Below are 20,274 nucleotides of genomic sequence, written 5' to 3'. Positions count from 1 at the left end.
GGACATACCTGCCTATCGTGAGAAAAGCCGCAGGTCCGGCACGCCGGGCCGTTCTCTGCCCCTGCTCTCAAGGCCCCGGGAGGCTGACATGGACGACAGGTTCACCGGCAAGACAGTCCTCATCACGGGCGGCGGCTCCGGCCTGGGCCGGGCAGCGGCCGTGCAGGTGGCGTCCGAAGGGGCACGGCTGGCCCTGGTCGACGTCAGCGAGGAAGGGCTTCAGGGCACGTCCGCCGAGGTGGAGCGGGCCGCCCCCGGGACCGAGATCCTGCACCTCACCGCCGACGTCTCCCGGGAGGAGGACGTGCGGCGGTACGTCTCCCAGACCACCGAGCGGTTCGGCCGTGTGGACGGGTTCTTCAACAACGCGGGCATCGAAGGCAAGCAGGACCTCACCGAGGACTTCAGCACCGGCGAGTTCGACCGCGTCATCGCCATCAACCTGCGGGGCGTCTTCCTCGGCCTGAAGTACGTGCTGCCGGTGATGCGCGCCCAGGGGCACGGCAGCATCGTCAACAGCGCGTCCGTCGGCGGCATCCGAGGCGTGGGCAACCAGTCGGGCTACGCGGCCGCCAAGCACGGCGTCGTCGGGCTGACGCGCAACTCCGGCGTTGAATACGGCCAGTACGGCATCTCCGTCAAGGCGATCGCACCCGGCGCCATCCTCACGCCGATGGTGGTCAACTCCTTCAAGCAGATCGACCCGGAGAACTGGGAGGAAGTCGGCAAGGAGTTCGTCAGCGGCAACCCGTCGCGGCGGCTCGGCCGGCCGGAAGAGATCGCCTGGCTCGTGGCCTTCCTGCTGTCCGACCAGGCATCGTTCATCAACGCCACCGTAGTGAGCATCGACGGCGGTCAGTCCGAGAAGTACTGACCGGCGTGCCGCCTTCGCCGCCGCGCCCGGGCCGGGGTTTCCGGCCCGGGCGCGTACGGTTTTTTCCCTGACGGCACCTCAGCCGACCGCGGCAGCAGCGGTTTTCGCCGTCCGCACGGGTGCCGTCCGGCCGCGCCGCGGGTAGGATCCGGCCGCACCCCCGGAAACCGCCGACGACCCCTGCCCGGCCGCGCGGGACGGACGACCCCGCGATCCGGCCGTCTGCCCCCGGCGCCGCCGCGCCCGCCACCGGAACGAGGTTGCCCGCCGCCATGCCCTGGTATGAGGACGACAGCTTCTGGACCGACTTCGCCGAGGTCATGTTCTCCGGCGCGCGGCGCGAGCAGGCCGCGGCCACCGTCGCCACATCGCCGCTGCTGGACTTCCCCGAGGGCACGCGCGTGCTGGACCAGTGCTGCGGCCCCGGCGTATTCACGGTGCCCCTGGCGCGCCGCGGCTGCCAGGTGACCGGGCTCGACCTCAGCGTCCCGATGCTCGACCGCGCCCGCGCCGCCTGCCAGCAGGCGGGCGTCACGGTCCGGTTCATACGCGGGGACATGCTCACCTACCGGGAGCCCGCCGCCTACGACGTCATCGTCAACCTGTACACGTCGTTCGGCTACTTCGACGACCCCGCGGACAACCTGCGGGTGCTGCGCAACGCCCGCGACTCGCTCGTGCCCGGCGGCCGGCTGCTGCTGGACCTGATGGGCAAGGAGGTCCTGGCGGGCTGGATCGGCCGCCCCCAGCTCGTCGAACTCGCCGACGGCTACGTCATCCAGCGCGACACCATCCTCGACGACTGGACGCGGCTGCGCACCGACTGGACGCTGGTGCGCGGCGGCACCGCGCGGGAGGCGTCGCTCACCTCTTTCGTCTACAGCGCCGCCGAACTGCGCGGCCTGCTGGCCGAGGCCGGCTTCGGCTCCGTCACCTGCTACGGCGACTTCGACGGCTCCCCGTACGACCAGCGGGCGCGGCGCCTGATCGCGTGCGCCACCCGGACCGGGGCAGGTGAGGACCGGTGACCATCGCGGCGCTGGAGGCTCTCACGTTCGGCCTGGGCCGGATGGCCGAGGCCGCGCGGGCGGCCGGGCACCGGCTGTGCCTGCTGACCGGCGACCGGAGCGTGTACCGCCACGAGCTGGCGCACCTGCCGCCGGGCGCGCGCGACGCCCTCGACATCGTGGACGTCGACACCGGCGACCGGGACGCCTGTGCCGCCGCGCTGGCGAAGCTGGCGCCGAGCGGACTGATCAACTCCACCGACACCTGGAGCGTCCCAGGCGCTGACCTCGCCGCCGAGTTCGGCCTCCCCGGCCCGGACCCGGCGTCGGTGCGGCTGCTGCGCGACAAGCTGCGGGTGCGGGAGCTGCTGCGTGAACGCGGGCTCACCCGGGTCAGGGCGCTCGCCGTGACGCCCGGCCCCGGGGCGGCCGCGGCGGTGCGCGACCAGATCGGCCTGCCCGCCGTGCTGAAGGACTCGGCCGGCACGTCCTCCCGCAGCGTGTGGCTGGTGCGGGACGAGCGGGAGCTGGCCGGGGCGCTGGCCCAGGCCGCCGACGCCCCGCTGCACGGGCGGCTGTTCGCCGAGACCTACGTGCCGGGGCCGCTGTACAGCGCGGAGACGCTCAGCTGGCGGGGCCGCACCCGGCTGCTGGGCGTGCTCAGCCGCCAGCTGTCGCCCGCGCCGCACGTGCGGGAGGAAGCCGCCGCGTTCCCCGTCGCCCTGCCGGAGGCGGAGCGGCGGCGGACCGAGGAGTGGGCCGGCCGGGTACTGGCGGCGGCCGGGCACCTGGACGGGTTCGCGCACGTGGAGTTCGTGCTGACCGCCGACGGGCCGGAACTCGTGGAGATCAACCGCCGCATCGGCGGCGCCCTGGTCGGCGAGGCGCTGTGCCGCTCGCTGGGGGTCAACGTCTACGAGGCGCTGGTCGACACCGCGCTCGGCCGCCGCCCTGCTCTCCTCGACGGCCCCGGCCACACCGGGCCCGCCACCGGCTTCGTCCTGATCTATCCCGGCCAGGCCGGCACGCTGCGCGGCTGGTCCGGCCTGGCGGAGCTGGCGCGCTTCCCCGGCACGCCCGAGTGGTACCCCACGCGCGCGCCCGGTGACGAGGTGGTGCACCTGGCCGACCAGCGCGGCTGCACCGGCATCGTGCTGGCCGAGGGGGCCACGGCCGAACTGGCGCTGCACCGCGCCCTCAGCGCCGCGGGCAGCGTGCGGCCGGTCATAGCGCCGCAGGCGTCCGGGGCGGCCACATGACCGGTGCTGCTTCCTGACCGGATCACGACCGGCGCGACCGGCGGACCGGGGCGGCCGAGGGCTGGATCGCTCGCGAGCACGCGCAGGCGGCGCGGATCGCGGGAGCAAGAGAGCGACGGGACACCACCGGGAGCAGACGCGGTGCTGAGAAGCACGACGCGGCTGTCGGCAGACAGCCTGACCGCCCATCTGGCGCAACGGGCGGCAGCACTCGCGGCACGAGCCGTCACCCTCCCCGATGAGCGTCCCGCCGGGCAGCCGGCGAGGCACGCTCTGTCCTGCCGAAGCCGCCGTTGCGTCGCCTGTCGCGTCGCATTGCAGTGGCCGGAACCAGAGAATCCGCCTCCTTGTACTGCGACGCGCACCAAATGAGGGTGGGTTCCCCGCTCAGCAGCTGCCTTCGGGCCACGGGGGACGAAGGTGTTCCTCGCTCCAAGCCAGCAGGAGCATGGCGCCCCTCAGCGGCCCTGTGCCTGGCGGGCGGCGGCCACCTGGCGCAGCACCTCGGGCAGTACCTGGCTGCCCGAGGGCGGCAGCGGCGGCTCGTACGTCCAGGCGTGGCCGACCCACGGGTCGGCCAGGTGGTCCTGGGGTACCGGCGTCAGCCGCAGCAGCGCGCGCCACAGCGGGTCGAGGACGGGGCCGTAGGCGCGGGCGTCCTCCCGGTCGGCGATCATCATCAGGTGCACGCCGACGGAGGGGCCCTCGTCGGCGAGGTAGCGCAGCTGGTTGACGCCCCGGTCGTCGAAGCCGTGCGGGAAGTCGTGGACGATGAGCAGCTGTTCCGCCAGGTCGAAGCCGGGCGGCAGGGCGTCGGTGGCGCGGCTGCGCACGGCCATCTGCACCAGGTCGACGCGCTGGGTGAGCCGCTCCAGCACGCGGGCGGTGCCCGCGGCACCGGCGGCGGGCGGCTCCTGGAGCGCACCGGTGTCCAGCAGCGACGCCAGGGCGTCGGCGGCGGATCCGGCCGGGTCGATGACGTGGAGGGTGAGGCCGTCGGCCGGGTGGGCGGCCAGCAGCCGGGCGGCGACGGCGGTGGCCGTCGCCGCGGCGAGGCGGCGCGGTTCGTCCGTGCCGGCCAGGGCCTGGGCCGGGCCGCTGCGGGGGCGGCCGCTGTCGATCCACAGGCCGCGTTGCAGCGGCAGCCGCACCAGCATGGGGATGCGCAGGCGGGGACTGTCGGGCAGGCTCAGGTCCCCCAGACGCACCGCCATGGCCGCCCGTTCCGGGACCTCGTAGCGCTGCCAGACGGGGTTGTCCCAGCGGGCGTAGGCGGGCGGCAGGGCGGGCTCGACGACGTCGGACTCGGCGGCGAGCTGCGCCACGTCGCGCTCGAAGACGGCGCGGGCCTGGTCGACGAGCTGGGTGTGCTGGGCGCGGGCGGCGGTACGGGCGGCCTCGGCGGCGGGGCCGACGCGGGCGGAGGGGTCGGCGAGCACCCGGTCCAGCTCCCGTTCCAGGCGGGAGTCGGCGAAGTCGACCGCGCGGCGGTGGTGCGGGCCAGGTCCTCGAACATGCCCCAGACCTGGTTGTAGAGCCGCTCGTCCATGTCCCGGCCGCTGGCGTCGCCGGCGACCGGGCGCGGGGACTGGTCACCGCCGGTCCCGTTCTGCCCGGCCGGCACCGGCTGGTCGGCGGGCGCGGCGGGCGCGGCGGTACGACGGGGGTGGCGGTAGTCGATCCGGCCGCCCGTGGTGCCGGCCTCGCCGCGCGGGGCGGCCGGCGTCGCCGGGGGCCTGGTGCTTTCCGGGGAGGCGGGCGGCGGCGCGACGGAGCGTGCCATGCCGGCGGCGACCGCCTCGTTGATGGTGCCGGCCAGCTCCTGCGCCTGGGGCAGCCCCTGGTCCGCCAGCATGGCGGCGAGGCCCTCGGCGAAACCCTGGCCGACGGCGCGCACCTTCCAGGCGCCGTTCCTGAGGTAGAGCTCCAGGGCGACGACGGCGGATTCGGCCCCGAGTCCGGTGATGGTGTAGCGGGCGGCCTCGGTGCCGTCCAGGGCGGTCACGGCGAGCGAGGGCGCGGGCAGGTCGCCGAAGCGCCGCGGCCCGCCGGGCACCGTGGGCAGCGCGAGCATCACGTTGACGCGGTGCACGTCCTCCGGCAGGGCGCCGAGGTCCACGGCCAGCCGGTGGTGCGCGGCGGCCTGCCGGGAGACCTCGAGACCGGGCAGGCGCGGCGAGGCCGGGTGGGCTATCCACGCGGCGTCCCGCATCCGTCTGGCCTCGTCGTTGAGCGTCGCTCCGGCGATGACCGGCTGGCCCGCCTCGACCCGTATCTCCAGCCGGGTCTGTGACAGGGGGTGGTTCTGTCCGCGGATCAGCTCGACGGTCATCGCTCGGTGGCCTCGGGTGTTCTCTCGCTCGTCAGCGTCGTGGATCGTGGTGCGGCCGCGCGTTACAGGTGGGGCACCAGCGCGGGGAGCAGGTCCTTGAAGGTGCGCCCCTGGGCGGCCTCGCCGATCGCGGTCATCTGCCAGCCGCCGCCCTGGCGGTGGACCTTGGCCATGATCTGCGCGGTGTACGGGCCGCCGCCGGTGAGGGTGTAGCGGGCCAGCTCCTGGCCGTTGGTCTCGTCCACCAGGCGGCAGAAGGCGTTCTGCACCTCGGCGAAGGTCTGGCCGGTGAAGGAGTTGACGGTGAAGACGATCTGGTCAACGTGGACCGGCACGCGCTGCAGGTCGACGAGGATCGCCTCGTCGTCGCCGCCCTGGCCGGCGCCGCCGACGAGGTTGTCGCCGGTGTGCCGCACGGAGCCGTCGTCGCTCACCAGATGCTGGAAGAAGACGACGTCCACGGGCTGCTTGTCGGCGAAGAGCACAGCGGAGGCGTCGAGGTCGATTTCGCGGGTGCGCGACCCGAACAGGCCCCGGCGCGGGGCGGCCTGCCAGCCCAGCCCCATCCGCACCGCGGTCAGGGTGCCTCCGTCGGACTTCTGGAGGCTGATCGCCTGGCCCTTGGACAAGTTGACGCTCACGGGCTGTCCCTTCGTTGTGGTCGCGGTCCGCCGTAACGGCGCTGTGCTGGCACCCTATGCAGCCGGACGGCGGCCGGGCCGGGCCCGGGCCCGCTTTGTGTCACTCCTGCAACACTCCGCGGGCGCCGGGGGGTTTCGCCGGGGGTCAGCGCCGCCGGACCGGGTGGGGGCCGACGCCCTCCAGCGTGGGGACGACCGGCCGCATCAGGCCGTCCGGGCCGAACGTCAGCCGGTCCACGCAGGTCTCGCGGTGGGTGCCGTCCCCGCCGGGGATGGCGAACCGGTGGTACACGAGGTACCAGTCGTCCGTGCCGGGCACGTTGAGCACCGAGTTGTGGCCGGTGCCGAGGATGCCGCGCGCGGGGTCCTTGCGCAGGATGACGCCCTGGTAGGTGAACGGCCCGGTGGGGCTGGCGGCGGTGGCGTAGCCGACGCGGTAGTCCTCGCTGCGGGTGTCGTCGATGGAGTACGTCAGGTGGTAGATGCCCTGGCGCTCCACCATGAACAGGCCCTCGCGGAAGCCGGTCAGGCCCTCGATGCGGATGACGCGGCCGGGGTCGAAGGAGACCATGTCGTCGTTGAGCGGCACCACCCAGGCCGAGCCGTTGCCCCAGTACAGGTAGGACTGCCCGTCGCGGTCGGTGAAGACGGCGGGGTCGATGGCCTGGCCGCTGCCGTCGGGGTTGGCCTCGATCAGCGGGGCGCCGGTGTCGGTGAACGGCCCGGTGGGTGAGTCCCCGGTGGCGACGCCGATCATGGCCTCGGCGCAGAAGTAGAAGTAGTAACGGCCGTCGCGCTCGGCGATGGCGGGGGCCCACGCCCGGGCGTCGGCCCAGGAGACGCCGGGGCCCAGGTCGAGGGCGACGCCGTGGTCGCGCCAGTGGACGAGGTCCGGGGAGGACCAGACGCTGAACGTGGTGCCGCTCCAGTCCGGGTGGCCGTCGGTCGTCGGGTACAGATAGTAGGTGTCGCCGAAGACGGCGATGTTGGGGTCGGCGTGGTAGCCGGGCAGCACGGGGTTGCCCCGCGCGGCGGCGGGCCAGTGCTCGGCGAGGCGCTCATACTCGTCGCGGGTGAGGGGGATGACGGTGCCGTGGCGCGGTGAGGCGGGCAGCTGGTACTCAGCGGGGACGGTCCACTGGCCCGAGGCGAGGTCGGTGGTCTCGAACGGGACGTAGCCGCGGCCGCCGAACTCGTCGATGAACAGGTACCACTTCTCCTCGGTGTTGGACGCGAAGACCGTCGGCCCCTCGCCGCGTTCGAGCGCGGGGCTGCCGACGCACTCGGCGACGAGTTCCCAGGAGTCCGCCAGCAGGGAGCGGGCGCGCTCCTGGACGATGAACTTCCCGCAGGGGTTGTCGGCGGAGGCGTCGCGTTCGTCCTTGGTGAAGCGGTAGTAGAAGCCGTCGTGGGCGATGACGGTGGAGTCGATCACCGAGTGGCCGGGGTCGTGCCAGACCCGCGCCTCGCTGAACGTCACGAAGTCGCGGGTGGTGGCGTACATCATGCGCTGGTGGCTGTCGCCGGTGTGGTCCGGGTCGTCCTCGGCGTAGAGCTTGGACGCCCAGAACACGACGTAGGTCTGGTTCTCGGCGTCCCAGTACGCCTCCGGGGCCCAGGTGTTGCCCGCCGCAGGGGGTGAGACCTCGACAGCCCGCTGCTCGGACCAGGTGACCAGGTCGGTGGACTCCCAGATCATGATCGACCGGCTGCCGTGGCGCTGGGCGCCGTCCCAGTCGCCGTTGCCGTGGATGCGCAGGTCGGTGGCGAGCAGGTAGAAGCGGTCGCCGTGAGGGGAGCGGATGAGGAACGGGTCGCGCACGCCGCCCTCGCCGAGCGTGGAGGTGAGCACGGGGCGGCCGCCGTTGAGTTCGCGCCAGCGCAGCGGGTCGTTGCCCTGGCTCAGGGCGAAGTAGACCTGCTCGCCGTCGGCGGTGCCCTCGCCGGTGAAGTAGGCGAACAGGTAGCCCGCGTAGCTCTGCTGCCGGGGGTGCGGCGCCGGTGCGGTGACGGCGGATGCGGCAGCGGAGCCGGTGGCGCCGGCGGAGGCCGTGAGGAGGAGCGCCGCGCCGGTGCGCAGGGTGGCGCGGCGGGTGAGTGAGCGGGGGCTGGGCATGGTGGGGTCCGCCTTCCCGAAGCGGCACGGAGACCGTTCGAAATGTCGAATCTCGTTCGGAATTGTGGAGGACAGTGGGAACGTAGAGCGCTGCCACGTACCTGTCAATGGAGCGGGCACGGGCCGTCCCGGCCAGGGGCGGCCGGAGCACCGGTGGCGGCTCCACCTACCGTGGGTGCCCATGAATGAGGCGATGACGGCGGCCGGACGGGCCGCGTGAGCGGCCTGGGAACGGGCGACATAGCGCTGCTGTGCCTGGCGGCGGTGCTGTCGGGGTTCGCCAAGACGGCGATCGGCGGCGTGGGCAGCATCAGCGTGGCGGTCTTCGCCGCCGTGCTGCCCGCCAAGGAGTCGACCGGCGCGCTGCTGCCGCTGCTGATTGTGGGCGACGTGTTCGCGGTGCGCGCCTACCGGCGCCACACCGACTGGGCGGCGCTGCGGCGCCTGTTCCCCTCGGTGGCCGCGGGCGTGCTGGCCGGGGCCGGCTTCGTGGCGTGGGTGGGCGACGCGGGCATGCGCCGGACGATCGGCGGCGTGCTGCTGGCGCTCACGGCCGTGCACCTGGCGCGGCGGTGGCGGGCGCGCGGCCAGCACCAGCCGCCCCGGCCGCACCGCGCGGCGGCGCCGTTCTTCGGCCTGCTGGCCGGGTTCACGACGATGGTGGCGAACGCCGGGGGCGCGGTGATGTCGCTGTACCTGCTGTCGTCCGGCTACGCCAAGCTCGGCTTCCTGGGCACCGGCGCCTGGTTCTTTCTCCTCGTCAACACCTTCAAGGTGCCGTTCAGCGCGGGCCTGGGGCTGATCACGGCGGACTCGCTCAGGCTGGACGCGGCGCTGGTGCCGGCCGTGGTCGCCGGGGCCCTGATCGGGCGGCGGGTGGTCGCGCACCTGAACGGCGCGGTGTTCGAGCGGCTGGTGCTGCTGTTCACGGTGGCCTCCAGCGTCAACCTGCTGCTCTGACGGCCGCAGGGGCCGGACCGGCCGGGGAGGCGGTCAGCCGGCCGCGAGGTCCTCGGACGTGCGGCGCGGGCGGACCTCGACGACGCCGCCGGAGACCCGGGTCTCGAAGGCGGGCTGCGGGGCGGTGGCCGGGCCGCCTACGTTCCAGCCGTCGGAGAGCCGGAACAGGCTGCCGTGCCAGGGGCAGCGCACGCAGCTGCCCTCCAGCTCGCCCTCCGAGAGCGGCCCGGACATGTGGCTGCACCGGTCGGCCAGGGCGTGGACGCGGTCGTTGGCGACGCGGACGATGAGCAGCGGCTCGTCGTCCACCACGCGCCGCACGGGGCGGCCGAGCGGGAAGTCGCCGAGGTCGCCCACCGGGTGCCAGCCGGGCGTGACGACGGCGGTGACCTCCTCGGCGTGGTTGACGCTCGCCGCCAGCCGGTACGACAGGTGCCCGCCGAGCGCGCCGCCGAGGCTGACCGCCGCGAGCCCGGCGTAGCCGAGCCCCCGCCCCCGCAGGCCGCGCCCGCGCAGCCGCGCCGAGAGCGAGGCGGCGTACAGCGTGACGGCCAGCGAGTTGGCGGCGGCGTGCACGAGGCCGACGCGCATCTGCGGCTTGCGCAGCTCGGCCCAGTCGGCCCACCCGGTGGCCGCCGTGGGGACGGCTCCGGCGAGCCCGAGGGCGACGAGGGTGCCCGCGCTCTTGCGTCCGCCGGGGAAGAGGTCGAGCACGGCCGCCGAGATCCAGGCGCCAAGAGGGACGTGCACCAGCGCGGGGTGGGCGGGATGGCCCAGCCACCTGCCGTGCAGCACGTCGCGCGTCTCAGAGGGAACGGTATGCACCGCCTGCCGCAGCGGGCCCAGCAGCGCGTCGGCGCGCGTGGAGGACTCCAGCGCGGCCATGGAGGACAGCAGGCGTCCGGGCTCCGCCGTGAGAGAGGGCGTGAACGACGACGCCAGGGACGACCTGGGGAACGACGTGAGGGTGCGGGCAAGCGAGCGGGCGAGGGCGGGCGGAGCGGCCTTGACGGCCGGTACAAGACGGGCAAAACGCTCAGTGAAGACCATACCGTTCGGTACCCCGCCGCCGGCGGTTGAAACCGCACCCCTCACTGGGCCTCCACTTTGCACATGTGCGGCGCAGAGTTTTGCAAGAAGGTGCGGAACTTTCTCTTGACGGCGCGGAAAGTGGTTCTTACGTTGTTGACCGCTGAGACGGGCGCCACAAGGACGGCGCCCCGAGGACCGAAGCCGCCACCCCCTTCCGCCGTTTCGCACGTAACCCACACCCCCTCTGTCCACAGCAGGGGCGGCCAGCTCCGCCCACTGTCATGAGCACACCCCGTGCCGACCGCCCTGCCCCGCGCGGCAGGCGGCGGCCCGTCACGAGCGAGACCCTCAGGAGCCGCCCATGTGCTATGGATTCCCGAACCACGCGGCACGCGCCGCGGCGCGCACCGGACGCATCGCGAGCAGGAGATCACTGCTGAGAGGCGCCGTCCTCGGCACGGCCGGCGCCACGCTCGGCCTGGCGATGGCCTCCGGTGGTGCCCAGGCGGCCCCGCGCGGCGGCGGACGGGGCCGTCCGCTCGTGCCGCCGGGGCTGATCAGCATTCAGCTCTACACCATGCGCGACGCGCTCAACGGCTCCCCGGGCTACGACGAGACCCTGCGCCACATCGCCCGCACCGGCTACCCCCGGGTCGAGCAGGCGCTGGGCTACTTCGGCCGCACCGCCGAGGAACTGCGCGCCTTCTACGACGAGCTGGGCATCAAGGCCACCTCGAGCCACGAGGACCTCAGCGAGGACGAGGCCGCCCTGGAGACCAAGATCTCCAACGCCGTGACGCTCGGCCAGTCCTACCTGGTCGTGCCCTGGCTCGACTCGGAGAACCTGGACGAGTGGAAGCGGTACGCGGAGCAGATGAACCGCGAGGCCGAGGCGGCCCGCCGCGCCGGGCTCCGCTACGGCTACCACAACCACGCCCACGAGTTCACGCGCGACCTGGGGGGCGGCGTCACCCCCTGGCAGGTGCTCACCTCCGAGCTTGATCCGTCCCTGGTCCACCTGGAGATCGACATCTACTGGGCGGTCACCGGCGGCATCGAGAGTGGCGACGGGGCCGACGACCCCGAGGGCTTCACCCTCGACGTCATCCGCTCCGCGCCGCAGCGCGTGCTCCAGTACCACGTCAAGGACCGGGACCCGGTCACCGGGGACATGGCGGACCCCGGCACCGGAATGATCGACTTCCCCCGCATCTTCCGGGGGCACCGGGTGCGCGAGTACATCGTCGAGAACGACACCCCCGATGTGACGCCCGCCCGAACCGCCGAGGTCGGCTACGCCTACCTGCGCGGCGTGTGCCGCTGACCCCGTCCGGCCGCGCCACCGGCAAAAACCGCACGAAAGGTCACCATGCGCAAACTCCCGTCACTCGTGACCGCTGGCCTGGCGGCCGCGGCACTGCTGGCGACGCCGGTTACCTCCGTGGCCCACGAAGGCCACGAGGGCCCGGAACCGCCGCAGCCCGCGCCCACCGGGTCCGGCTTCCAGAAGGTCACCCTCAACGACACCCCCGGCGAGCCGATTGACCTTGTCGTCCTGCCGGACGGCCGGGTCCTGCACACCACCCGCAACGGCCAGATCTGGCTCAACGACCCGGACACCGGCCTGAACACCCTCGCCGCCGAGCTCGACGTGTACGAGCACGACGAGGAGGGCCTCCAGTCCATCGCCATCGACCCGGACTTCGGCCGCACCAACAACTGGATCTACCTGTACTACGCGCCGCCGCTGGACACCCCGACGGACGACCCGTCGACGCCCGACATCAACGAGGGTGACGCGCCGGAGACCGGCAGCCCCGAGGACTTCGAGCCGTTCCACGGCTACAGCCTCCTCTCGCGCTTCGAGCTCACCGGCGACACCATCGACCTGTCGACCGAGCAGCAGATCCTTCAGGTCGAGACCGACCGCGGCCTGTGCTGCCACGTCGGCGGCGACATCGTCTTCGACAGCCAGGGCCTGCTGTACCTGTCCACCGGTGACGACACCAACCCGTTCTCCTCGGGCGGCTACACGCCGATCGACGAGCGGGAGAACCGCAACCCGGCCTTCGACGCGCAGCGCACCTCGGGCAACACCAACGACCTGCGCGGCAAGGTGCTCCGCATCGACGTCCAGGAGGACGGCTCGTACACCATCCCCGAGGGCAACCTCTTCGAGCCGGGCACCGAGGGCGCCCGCCCGGAGATCTACCTGATGGGGCTGCGCAACCCGTTCCGCATTGAGATCAACCGCGCGAACGACGAGCTCTACGTCGGCGACTACTCGCCCGACGCGAGCAGCTACGACCCCGAGCGCGGCCCGGACGGCCAGGGCCGGTGGATCGCCACGCAGGAGGCGGGCAACTACGGCTGGCCGTACTGCGTGTCCCCGGACATCGCCTACGTGGACTACGACTTCGAGACCGGCGAGTCCCGCGGCGAGTTCGACTGCGCCAACCTCGTCAACGACTCGCCGAACAACACCGGCCTCACCGAGCTGCCGCCAGTGGAGCAGCCCGACGTGTGGTACGGGTACGACGAGTCGGAGGAGTTCCCCGAGCTGGGCACGGGCGGCATCGCCCCCATGGCCGGCCCGGTCTACGAGTACGACCCGCGGAACTCGCGGGGCCGCCACCCGGTGGCCTGGCCCGAGGAGTACGCCGGCATGCCGCTGTTCTACGAGTGGACCCGGCACTACATCAAGGCCTTCCACCTGGACGAGTCGCGTGAGCTGACCGAGATCACCGACGTGCTGCCGGACATGGAGTTCTCCGGCATCATCGACATGGAGTTCGGCCCGGACGGCGCGCTGTACCTCCTGGAGTACGGCGAGGGCTACTTCGCCCAGAACCCCGAGGCGCAGCTGGCCCGCATCGACTACGTCGGCCCGGACGGCAACTACTCGCCGGTGCCGCGTGCCTCGGCCGACGTGACCAGCGGCCAGGCCCCGCTGACGGTCCAGTTCTCCAGCGAGGGCACCGAGGACCCCGAGGGTGACCGGCTGCGGTACGCCTGGGACTTCGACTCCGACGGCCGGATCGACTCCCGTGACCCGAACCCGACCTACACCTACGAGGAGAACGGCGCCTACACAGCCAACCTCCGCGTCACCGACGTCGGCGGGCCGCAGCGCGGCCGGGCCGTCTCGGCCGAGGTGCAGATCGTGGTCGGCAACGAGGCGCCGGTGGTCACCTTCATCACCCCGCAGGACGGTGACGAGTTCGCCTTCGGCGACACCATCGCCTTCGAGGTCGAGGTGGAGGACGACCAGGAGGTCGACTGCTCCCGGATGACCGTGACCTACATCCTGGGCCACGACAGCCACGGTCACCCGCAGACCTCGGCGACCGGCTGCTCCGGCACCATCCGCACCACGGACCCGGAGGGCCACGACCCGGAGAACGACAACCTGTTCGGCGTGTTCAACGCCACCTACACCGACCCCGGTGACGACGACCTGCCGCCGCTCACCGGCAGCGCCGAGGTGATTCTGACCCCGACGCACTGACGGACGCGCCGGCGGCGCACCGTCCGCACCACCGCTGACGCCGCCCCGGTCCGGGAGCCGCATGGCCCCGGAACCGGGGCGGTCTCATGCCGGCCGCGGCGGTTCTCAGGGCGCGCAGCCGATCCGCTCCGTGCCCAGGGCGAGGTCGTCCAGCATGACGTCGTAGGCACCGGGCTCGGAGCCGCCCTGGTACAGCTGCCAGCCGAAGCGCACGGTGTCGAAGTCCGGGAAGACGAAGTCCACGGGGTTGCCGCCGTGCCGGGTGGTGGTCACCGTCAGCTCCGGGTGCGGCTCGCCGTCGATCCACACCGAGACGCGGTTGTCGCTGGCGTCCTGCTCCCACTCCAGGCAGAGCCACTCCCCCGCCTCAGCGGGCGCCGACTCGCGCCAGTCGGTCCAGTCGCCCGTTGGCCCGCCGTCGGAGCCGACGCCCCACAGCGGCGTACCGTCCCCGGCCGTGTCCCCGGCCGCAGGGACGTGCTGGCCGCCGATCGGGCGGACGACGCTGCCGTCGCCCTCGCCCGTCGCCTCCACGAGCGTGAAGTGGGCCCAGTCGGGGGCGGTGGGGAAGGCGTCCACGCGCACCCGCATCCGGCCGAAGAAGCTGTTGTCCGGGGCGTCGAAGTCGTCTACCTCCACGAAGGCGTGGCCGTTGTCCTCGGTGTGCACGGTCAGCACCTGCCCCGGGCGCCGTTCGCCCGGGTCGCTGAGGCGGTCGGGGCCCACGGTCAGCGTGCCGTGGCGGGTGTCCACGCCCCAGTGAAGGCTGGTGGCGCCGCCGCGCGGCAGATCCTCGAAGTCCTCGCAGAACAGCAGCCCGCGGTCGTCTCCGTGCCCGGCGCAGCCGCGGTGCGGGTGCCCGGGCCCGTCGCCGTGGTCGTGCGCCGGGACGGTGCCGCCGGTGGCCAGCGCGGCGGCGGTCAGCGCCAGGGCGACGGCGCCGAGCACGGTGACGCGCCCGGCGTGCGGCTCCGGGGCGAGGTGCGGCAGGAGTCTCATCGGGTCCCCTCGGGATGGACGGTGCGGTGGCGTGGAAGCGCTCCCATGAACCGTCCGGCACCTTAGAGCAGTTGCCCCCGCCCTGCCAGGGGCCTGACGCCGCCACCCCGGCCGCCTGCGGCGGCGGATGCGGCAGCGGCGGTACTGTCACAGGTGCCGGCCCGCCCGGCACACCCGACCGCACCGCCGCCGTGCCGGAAGAACGGGGAACGCGTACCCCCGCCCGGTGCGGCACGGGTGCGGCGGTCCTCCGCACGCACGACCGCCCCGGTTCCGGGGCTCCGAGGAGAACCGTGACCTACGCCGCCCTGGACTCTCGCTACGACACCATGCCCTACCGCCGCACCGGCCGTTCCGGCCTGCGGCTGCCCGCCGTCTCGCTCGGGCTGTGGCACAACTTCGGAGGTTCCGACGACCTGCAGACGCAGCGGGCCATCCTGCGGCGCGCGTTCGACCTGGGCGTGACGCACTTCGACCTCGCCAACAACTACGGTCCGCCTCCCGGCTCCGCCGAGAGCAACTTCGGCCGCATCCTCGCCAGCGACTTCCGCCCGTACCGCGACGAGCTGGTCATCTCCACCAAGGCGGGCTACCTGATGTGGGAAGGCCCGTACGGCGAGTGGGGCTCGCGCAAGTACCTGCTGGCGAGCCTCGACCAGTCCCTGTCCCGGATGGGGCTGGAGTACGTCGACATCTTCTACTCCCACCGCCCCGACCCGGACACCCCGCTCGAAGAGACGATGGGCGCGCTGCACACGGCCGTGCAGCAGGGCAAGGCCCTGTACGCGGGCATCTCCAACTACTCGGTGGAGCAGACCCGTGAGGCCGCCCGCATCCTGGCGGACCTCGGCACCCCGCTGCTGATCCACCAGCCGTCGTACTCGATGGTCAACCGCTGGATCGAAAAGGGCCTCACCGACGTCCTCGACGAGGTCGGCGCGGGGGCGATCGCCTACTCGCCGCTGGCGCAGGGGCTGCTGACCAACCGCTACCTGTCGGGCATCCCCGAGGGCTCGCGGGCGGCCGGCGACAGCCCGTTCCTGACCGAACGGGGGGTGACCCAGGAGGCTGTCACGCGGGCGCGCGCCCTCAACGCGATCGCCGAACGGCGGGGCCAGAGCCTGGCCCAGATGGCGATCGCCTGGGTGCTGCGCGACGGGCGGGTGACGTCGGCGCTGGTGGGCGCCAGCAGCGTGCCGCAGCTGGAGGACAGCGTCGGCGCGGTGGCCAGGCTGGACTTCACGGACGAGGAGCTGGCCGAGATCGAGACGCACCTCCCCCGGCCCTGACCGGGTTTCTCTCCGCGGCTCCTCATCTTCGTGTCCCCTTTTTCAGGTTTCCTCGGGTTTCCTCGTGGCTCGTCTCCTCGTGGCCACCGCGGCCCGGCCGGCGCGCACCGGAAGTCTTCCGGAAGTTTGCGGGCGCACCGGCCGGGCACCGGCGTTCTTCCCGGCCTGCCGGCACTGTTGACGCTCGTCAGGGGTGTCTCTATCTTTCCTGCGGATATGACAACTGCCGGAAATTTTCCGGCACTTGCCCGGACGGGGCACGGGCTCCCACGTGGCGGGGCCCGTGTCACGTGACCGCGCTCAGGTGCGCCGCCGCGCCACGGACGGGCGGCGCCGAGGGACGGCAGCCGCGGCCTCGGGCCTTCCACGACCGCATGTCCGCGAAGGACTTCGACACAACGAGTACGAGGACGAGGACAAGAGCATGTCCCAGGTGTCTTCCCTGCCCCGCTCCCCCCGCAGGGCGGTGAGCCGGCTCCGCGCGCTCGCCGCCACGCTGGCCGGCTGCGTGCTGCCGCTGCTGGCGGCGCTGTTCGTGACCGCTCCCCCGGCGTCGGCGGCGCAGCTGACCGAGGTCACCGGCTTCGGCGAGAACCCGAGCGGCCTGCGCATGCACGTGTACGTGCCGGACAGCGTGGAGCCGGAACCCGCCGTGCTGGTCGCGGTGCACTACTGCACGGGCTCCGGGCCGGCGTTCTACGCCGGCACCGAGTTCGCCTCGCTGGCCGACCAGTACGGCTTCATCGTGATCTACCCCTCCGCCACGCGCGACGGGCAGTGCTTCGACGTCTCCTCGCCCGAGGCGCTGCGGCGCGACGGCGGCAGCGACCCGGTCGGCATCCGCTCGATGGTCGACTACGTCGAGCGCACCTACGGCAGCGACCCCGACCGGGTGTACGCCGTCGGCGCCTCGTCGGGCGCGATGATGACGAACGTGCTGCTCGCCAACTACCCGGACGTCTTCGCGGCCGGGGCGGCGTTCTCGGGCGTGCCGTTCGGCTGCTTCGCCACGACCGACGGCTCCGGATGGAACAGCGCCTGCGCCAACGGCCAGATCAGCCACACCCCCGAGGAGTGGGGCGACCTGGTGCGGGCCTCCTACCCGGGCTACACGGGCCCGTGGCCGCGCATGCAGCTGTGGCACGGCACGGCCGACGACACGCTCCGCTACCCGAACTTCGAGGAAGAGATCAAGCAGTGGACGAACGTGCACGGCCTGAGCCAGACGCCGTCGTCCACGGACTACCCGCAGCCCGGCTGGACCCGCACCCGCTACGGCGGCACCGGCGCGCAGGCGCCGGTCGAGGCGATCAGCCTGGAGAACACGGGCCACACGCTGCCGTTCAGCGGCATGGCGGCCATGGCGATCGACTTCTTCGGGCTCAGCTCCTGACGGGCCGCGCGCCGCGGGGCGGGTGAGCCCGGGCCGCCGGCGGGCGGGCCCCAGGCACGGCACGTACCCTGGCGCCATGCCCGAACTGCCCGATGTGGAGGGTTTTTCGCGCACCTTCGCCGCCTGCGCCCGGGGACGGCGGGTGACCGGCGTGACGGTGGCTGACGCCGGTGTGCTCCACCAGGTCAGCGCCGCCGGGTTCCGGCGCGCGCTGACCGGCCGCCGCTTCCGGGCGCCGCGCCGCCACGGCAAGTGGCTGCTGGCGCCGACGGACGGTCCGGAGGTGGTGCTGCTCCACTTCGGCATGACGGGCCGCCTGGTGTGCGGCACGGACCCCGCCCCGCACGACCGGATCACCTTCACGCTCGAGGGCGGTCGCGTGCTGCGCTACCGCGACCAGCGCAAGCTGCGCGGCATCTGGCTCGTCCGCTCCGGCACGCAGGCGCAGCGTGTCATGGGGCGGCAGGGTCCGGACGCGCTCGCCCTGGCCCCCGGCGAGCTGGGGCGGCTGCTGGCGGGCCGCCGCGGCGGCCTGAAGTCCGCGCTGCTCGACCAGTCGCTGCTCGCCGGCCTGGGCAACCTGCTGGCGGACGAGGTGCTGTGGCGGGCCCGCCTGCACCCGGCGCGGCCCGCCGCCGGCCTGGCGCCGGCGGAGCGGCAGCGGCTGGAGCGGGCGCTGCGCACGGTGCTGGGCGCGGCGGTCCCCGCCGGTCGCGTGCCGGACGGACGCGGCTGGCTCACCGGACGGCGCGGCCGCCCTGACCCCGCCTGCCCGCGCTGCGGCACGCCGCTGGCGCGCACCCGCGTGGCCGGGCGCACCACCGTCTGGTGCCCCCGCTGCCAGCCGCAGCCGGACGGCCGCCGGCGGTGAGGCGTTCTGCCCCGTTTTCCCGGCGTATGAGCGGGAAACCGGGGGGTGAGGAAGAAGGAGGCGAGCGCGCATGCCCGGCAGGGAAGAATGGGCCATGGGCGACCAGGTCTACCAGCCGCCCCTCGGTACCGACGACGAGAATCCCTACGACGTCGATCTCGACAACGCGATCGACGAGCCGCAGCTCGACGAGACCCTGGACCAGGGGTACTCACCTCCCGAGAAGCCCCTGGGCGCCACCCACCACGGCATCACCGCGGCCGAGCAGCGCGCCCGGGAGACCCTCGACGAGCGGCTCCGCGAGGAGACGGCGGACGTGCGGCCACCGGAAGGCGACGGCATCGGCGACCAGCCGGGCATGTGGGGTGAGCCCATGGACGACGAGGTCGGCGACGCCCGCGCCGGGCGGCTGCTGCGCGCCGACGAGCTGGCGCCCCGCCGCAACGGCAACGGCTCCTCGGCGCGCGACGTCGGCATCGACGGCGGTGCCGCCACCGCCGAGGAGGCCGCGGTGCACGTCATCCCGGACGAGCAGCTGGGGGGCGAGGAGAGCGAGGCGGCCTGACGGGGCCGTCACTCCCCGGCAGCCTCGCCGGGCCCGTCCTGGTCCGTGCCGCCGCTGCCGTCGTCGTCCCCGGCCACCGCGCCGGGCGGCGGGGCGTTCCGCAGCTGCTCGGCGCGCAGGCGGGCGTAGTCCTCGGCGGCGGCGGCCATGCCCACGTCGCGGTGGGCGCGCTCCGACAGCCGCAGCCGGTGTTCCAGCAGCTCGTGGTAGATCTGCGCGGTGTCGAGCCCGTCCCGCAGCTCGCGCGGCACGGCGCGGACGGCGGGCCGGAACACGTCGCGGACCCAGCGGTGCGCCAGCACCTCCGGCCGCGCCCCGAGCGGGTCGCCCGGAGCGTAGTCCTCCTGGGTCGCCATCCACGTCTCCAGGTCGTTCAGCAGGCTGCGCGCCTGGTTCTCCTCGGCGTCCAGGCCGGTGAGGCGCAGCAGCTGCCGCTGGTGGTGGCCCGCGTCGACGACCTTCGGCACGAACGTCACGGTCTCACCGCCCGGAGAGCTCTGGATCTGCATCTCCGCGACGTCGAAGCCCAGGTCGTTCAGCCGCCTGATGCGGCGGTCGATGTAGTGGCGCTTGGTCCGCGGGTACACCGAGGTGCGGGTCAGCTCGTGCCACAGCTCCCCGTAGCGGGTGCCGATGGCCTCACCGAACCGCACCGGGTCCACAGACGGGTGCAGCGAGCCGCCGGCTTCCAGGTCCATCAGCTCCCCGGCGATGTTGACCCGCGCCACCTCCAGGTCGTATTCGCGCTGCCCGCGCGTCAGCTGCGGCTGGAGCTGCCCGGTCTCGGCGTCCACGAGGTACGCGGCGTACGCGCCCGCGTCACGGCGGAAGAGCGTGTTGGACAGCGAGCAGTCACCCCAGGCGAAGCCGCTGAGGTGGAGCCGGACCAGCAGCACGGCCAGGGCGTCGAGCAGCCGGTTGATCGTGCTGGGCCGCATCGTGGTCTCGAACATCGAGCGGTAGGGCAGGGAGCCCTTGAGCTGCCGGGTGATCAGCACCGGCTCCAGCGGCTGCCCGTCGCTGGTCGTGCGGCCGGTGACGACGGCCACCGGGTCGACGGCGGGGACGGCGAGCCGGTCGAGGTCGCGCAGCAGCCCGTACTCGCGGACCGCTGCCCACTCACCGACCTCCTTGACGGCGAAGACCTCGTCCCCGGCCGAAGCGAAGCGCACGACGTGGCGCGAGATGCCGCGCGGCAGCGCGACCAGATGCTTCTCGGGCCACTCGGCGAGCGGCACGTCAAAGGGGAGGTCGAGCAGGGCGGCCGCGTGGTCCGGGTCGGTCGCGGTGATCTGGAGATCCATCCACCCTCATCTCACGGTCGGCGGCGCCTCGGCTCGGGCGGCGTTCGCCGGAATTCTACGGAAGCCGCCTGACGCGGCGGCGGGCCGCACGGGGCGGTCCCGCGCGGCGGGGCGCGGCCGTAAG

The 20,274-nt window shown here is 73.3% G+C and carries 15 protein-coding genes and 1 pseudogene; 10 read left to right on the top strand and 6 right to left on the bottom strand.

Annotation, left to right across the window (positions count from 1 at the left end; all coding sequences use genetic code 11):
• Positions 1-88: 88 nt before the first annotated feature.
• From JK356_RS19280 to JK356_RS19270, 3 genes are all read left to right on the top strand, one after another.
• Entirely contained in the window at positions 89-874 is a 786-nt protein-coding gene (locus JK356_RS19280; RefSeq protein WP_201869921.1) for an SDR family oxidoreductase, read from the top strand.
• Positions 875-1,146: 272 nt separating this feature from the next.
• A complete protein-coding gene (locus tag JK356_RS19275) occupies positions 1,147-1,902 on the top strand; it encodes a class I SAM-dependent methyltransferase (protein ID WP_201869920.1) in 756 nt (251 codons plus the stop codon).
• The gene (locus JK356_RS19270) at positions 1,899-3,140 is read left to right on the top strand and encodes an ATP-grasp domain-containing protein (RefSeq protein WP_201869919.1); all 1,242 of its coding nucleotides are present in this window, start codon (positions 1,899-1,901) and stop codon (positions 3,138-3,140) included. Before JK356_RS19275 ends, JK356_RS19270 begins: the two co-directional genes overlap by 4 nt.
• A 458-nt stretch (positions 3,141-3,598) precedes the next feature.
• On the opposite strand, the pseudogene JK356_RS19265 reads toward JK356_RS19270, so the two are convergent.
• From JK356_RS19265 to JK356_RS19255, 3 genes and pseudogenes are all read right to left on the bottom strand, one after another.
• Positions 3,599-5,472, bottom strand: a pseudogene (locus tag JK356_RS19265) (TerD family protein).
• A 62-nt stretch (positions 5,473-5,534) separates the two neighbouring features.
• The gene (locus tag JK356_RS19260) at positions 5,535-6,113 is read right to left on the bottom strand and encodes a TerD family protein (protein ID WP_201869918.1); all 579 of its coding nucleotides are present in this window, start codon (positions 6,111-6,113) and stop codon (positions 5,535-5,537) included.
• A gap of 145 nt (positions 6,114-6,258) precedes the next feature.
• Positions 6,259-8,229 carry a family 43 glycosylhydrolase gene (locus tag JK356_RS19255; protein ID WP_201869917.1) on the bottom strand — a complete coding sequence of 657 codons (1,971 nt, stop codon included), beginning with the start codon at positions 8,227-8,229 and terminating at the stop codon, positions 6,259-6,261.
• Between the two features lie 216 nt (positions 8,230-8,445).
• Between JK356_RS19255 and JK356_RS19250 the strand changes: the two genes are divergently transcribed.
• The gene (locus JK356_RS19250; protein WP_307815757.1) at positions 8,446-9,189 is read left to right on the top strand and encodes a sulfite exporter TauE/SafE family protein; all 744 of its coding nucleotides are present in this window, start codon (positions 8,446-8,448) and stop codon (positions 9,187-9,189) included.
• 33 nt (positions 9,190-9,222) lie between these two features.
• Here JK356_RS19250 and JK356_RS19245 read toward each other — a convergent pair whose 3' ends face one another.
• Entirely contained in the window at positions 9,223-10,074 is an 852-nt protein-coding gene (locus tag JK356_RS19245) for a Rieske (2Fe-2S) protein (protein WP_201869954.1), read from the bottom strand.
• Positions 10,075-10,582: 508 nt separating this feature from the next.
• On the opposite strand from JK356_RS19245, the gene JK356_RS19240 reads away from it, so the two are divergent.
• Together JK356_RS19240 and JK356_RS19235 are read left to right on the top strand one after the other, a co-directional pair.
• A complete protein-coding gene (locus JK356_RS19240) occupies positions 10,583-11,545 on the top strand; it encodes a sugar phosphate isomerase/epimerase (protein ID WP_201869916.1) in 963 nt (320 codons plus the stop codon).
• A 45-nt stretch (positions 11,546-11,590) separates the two neighbouring features.
• The gene (locus tag JK356_RS19235) at positions 11,591-13,729 is read left to right on the top strand and encodes a PQQ-dependent sugar dehydrogenase (protein WP_201869915.1); all 2,139 of its coding nucleotides are present in this window, start codon (positions 11,591-11,593) and stop codon (positions 13,727-13,729) included.
• Between the two features lie 105 nt (positions 13,730-13,834).
• Here the strand turns inward: JK356_RS19235 and JK356_RS19230 are convergent, their stop codons facing one another.
• Entirely contained in the window at positions 13,835-14,728 is an 894-nt protein-coding gene (locus JK356_RS19230) for a hypothetical protein (protein ID WP_236671593.1), read from the bottom strand.
• Positions 14,729-15,021: 293 nt separating this feature from the next.
• On the opposite strand from JK356_RS19230, the gene mgrA reads away from it, so the two are divergent.
• The 4 genes from mgrA (at position 15,022) to JK356_RS19210 (ending at position 18,846) form a co-directional block, all read left to right on the top strand.
• On the top strand, positions 15,022-16,017 hold the full coding sequence (gene mgrA / locus JK356_RS19225; protein ID WP_307815755.1) for an L-glyceraldehyde 3-phosphate reductase: 996 nt from the start codon (positions 15,022-15,024) through the stop codon (positions 16,015-16,017).
• Between the two features lie 424 nt (positions 16,018-16,441).
• Positions 16,442-17,410, top strand: a complete 969-nt coding sequence (locus JK356_RS19220) for a PHB depolymerase family esterase (protein ID WP_201869913.1) — start codon at positions 16,442-16,444, stop codon at positions 17,408-17,410.
• A 76-nt stretch (positions 17,411-17,486) separates the two neighbouring features.
• Entirely contained in the window at positions 17,487-18,281 is a 795-nt protein-coding gene (locus JK356_RS19215; protein ID WP_201869912.1) for an Fpg/Nei family DNA glycosylase, read from the top strand.
• 70 nt (positions 18,282-18,351) lie between these two features.
• Entirely contained in the window at positions 18,352-18,846 is a 495-nt protein-coding gene (locus tag JK356_RS19210; RefSeq protein WP_201869911.1) for a DUF5709 domain-containing protein, read from the top strand.
• A gap of 8 nt (positions 18,847-18,854) precedes the next feature.
• On the opposite strand, the gene JK356_RS19205 is transcribed toward JK356_RS19210, so the two are convergent.
• Entirely contained in the window at positions 18,855-20,150 is a 1,296-nt protein-coding gene (locus JK356_RS19205; protein ID WP_201869910.1) for a DUF4032 domain-containing protein, read from the bottom strand.
• Positions 20,151-20,274: the final 124 nt, after the last annotated feature.

The sequence above is a fragment of the Streptomyces sp. 7-21 genome, assembly GCF_016741785.1.
Lineage (GTDB): Bacteria > Actinomycetota > Actinomycetes > Streptomycetales > Streptomycetaceae > Streptomyces.
The sequence above is the reverse complement of the archived record's forward strand: the minus strand, read 5'-3'. Positions and strand labels throughout refer to the sequence as shown.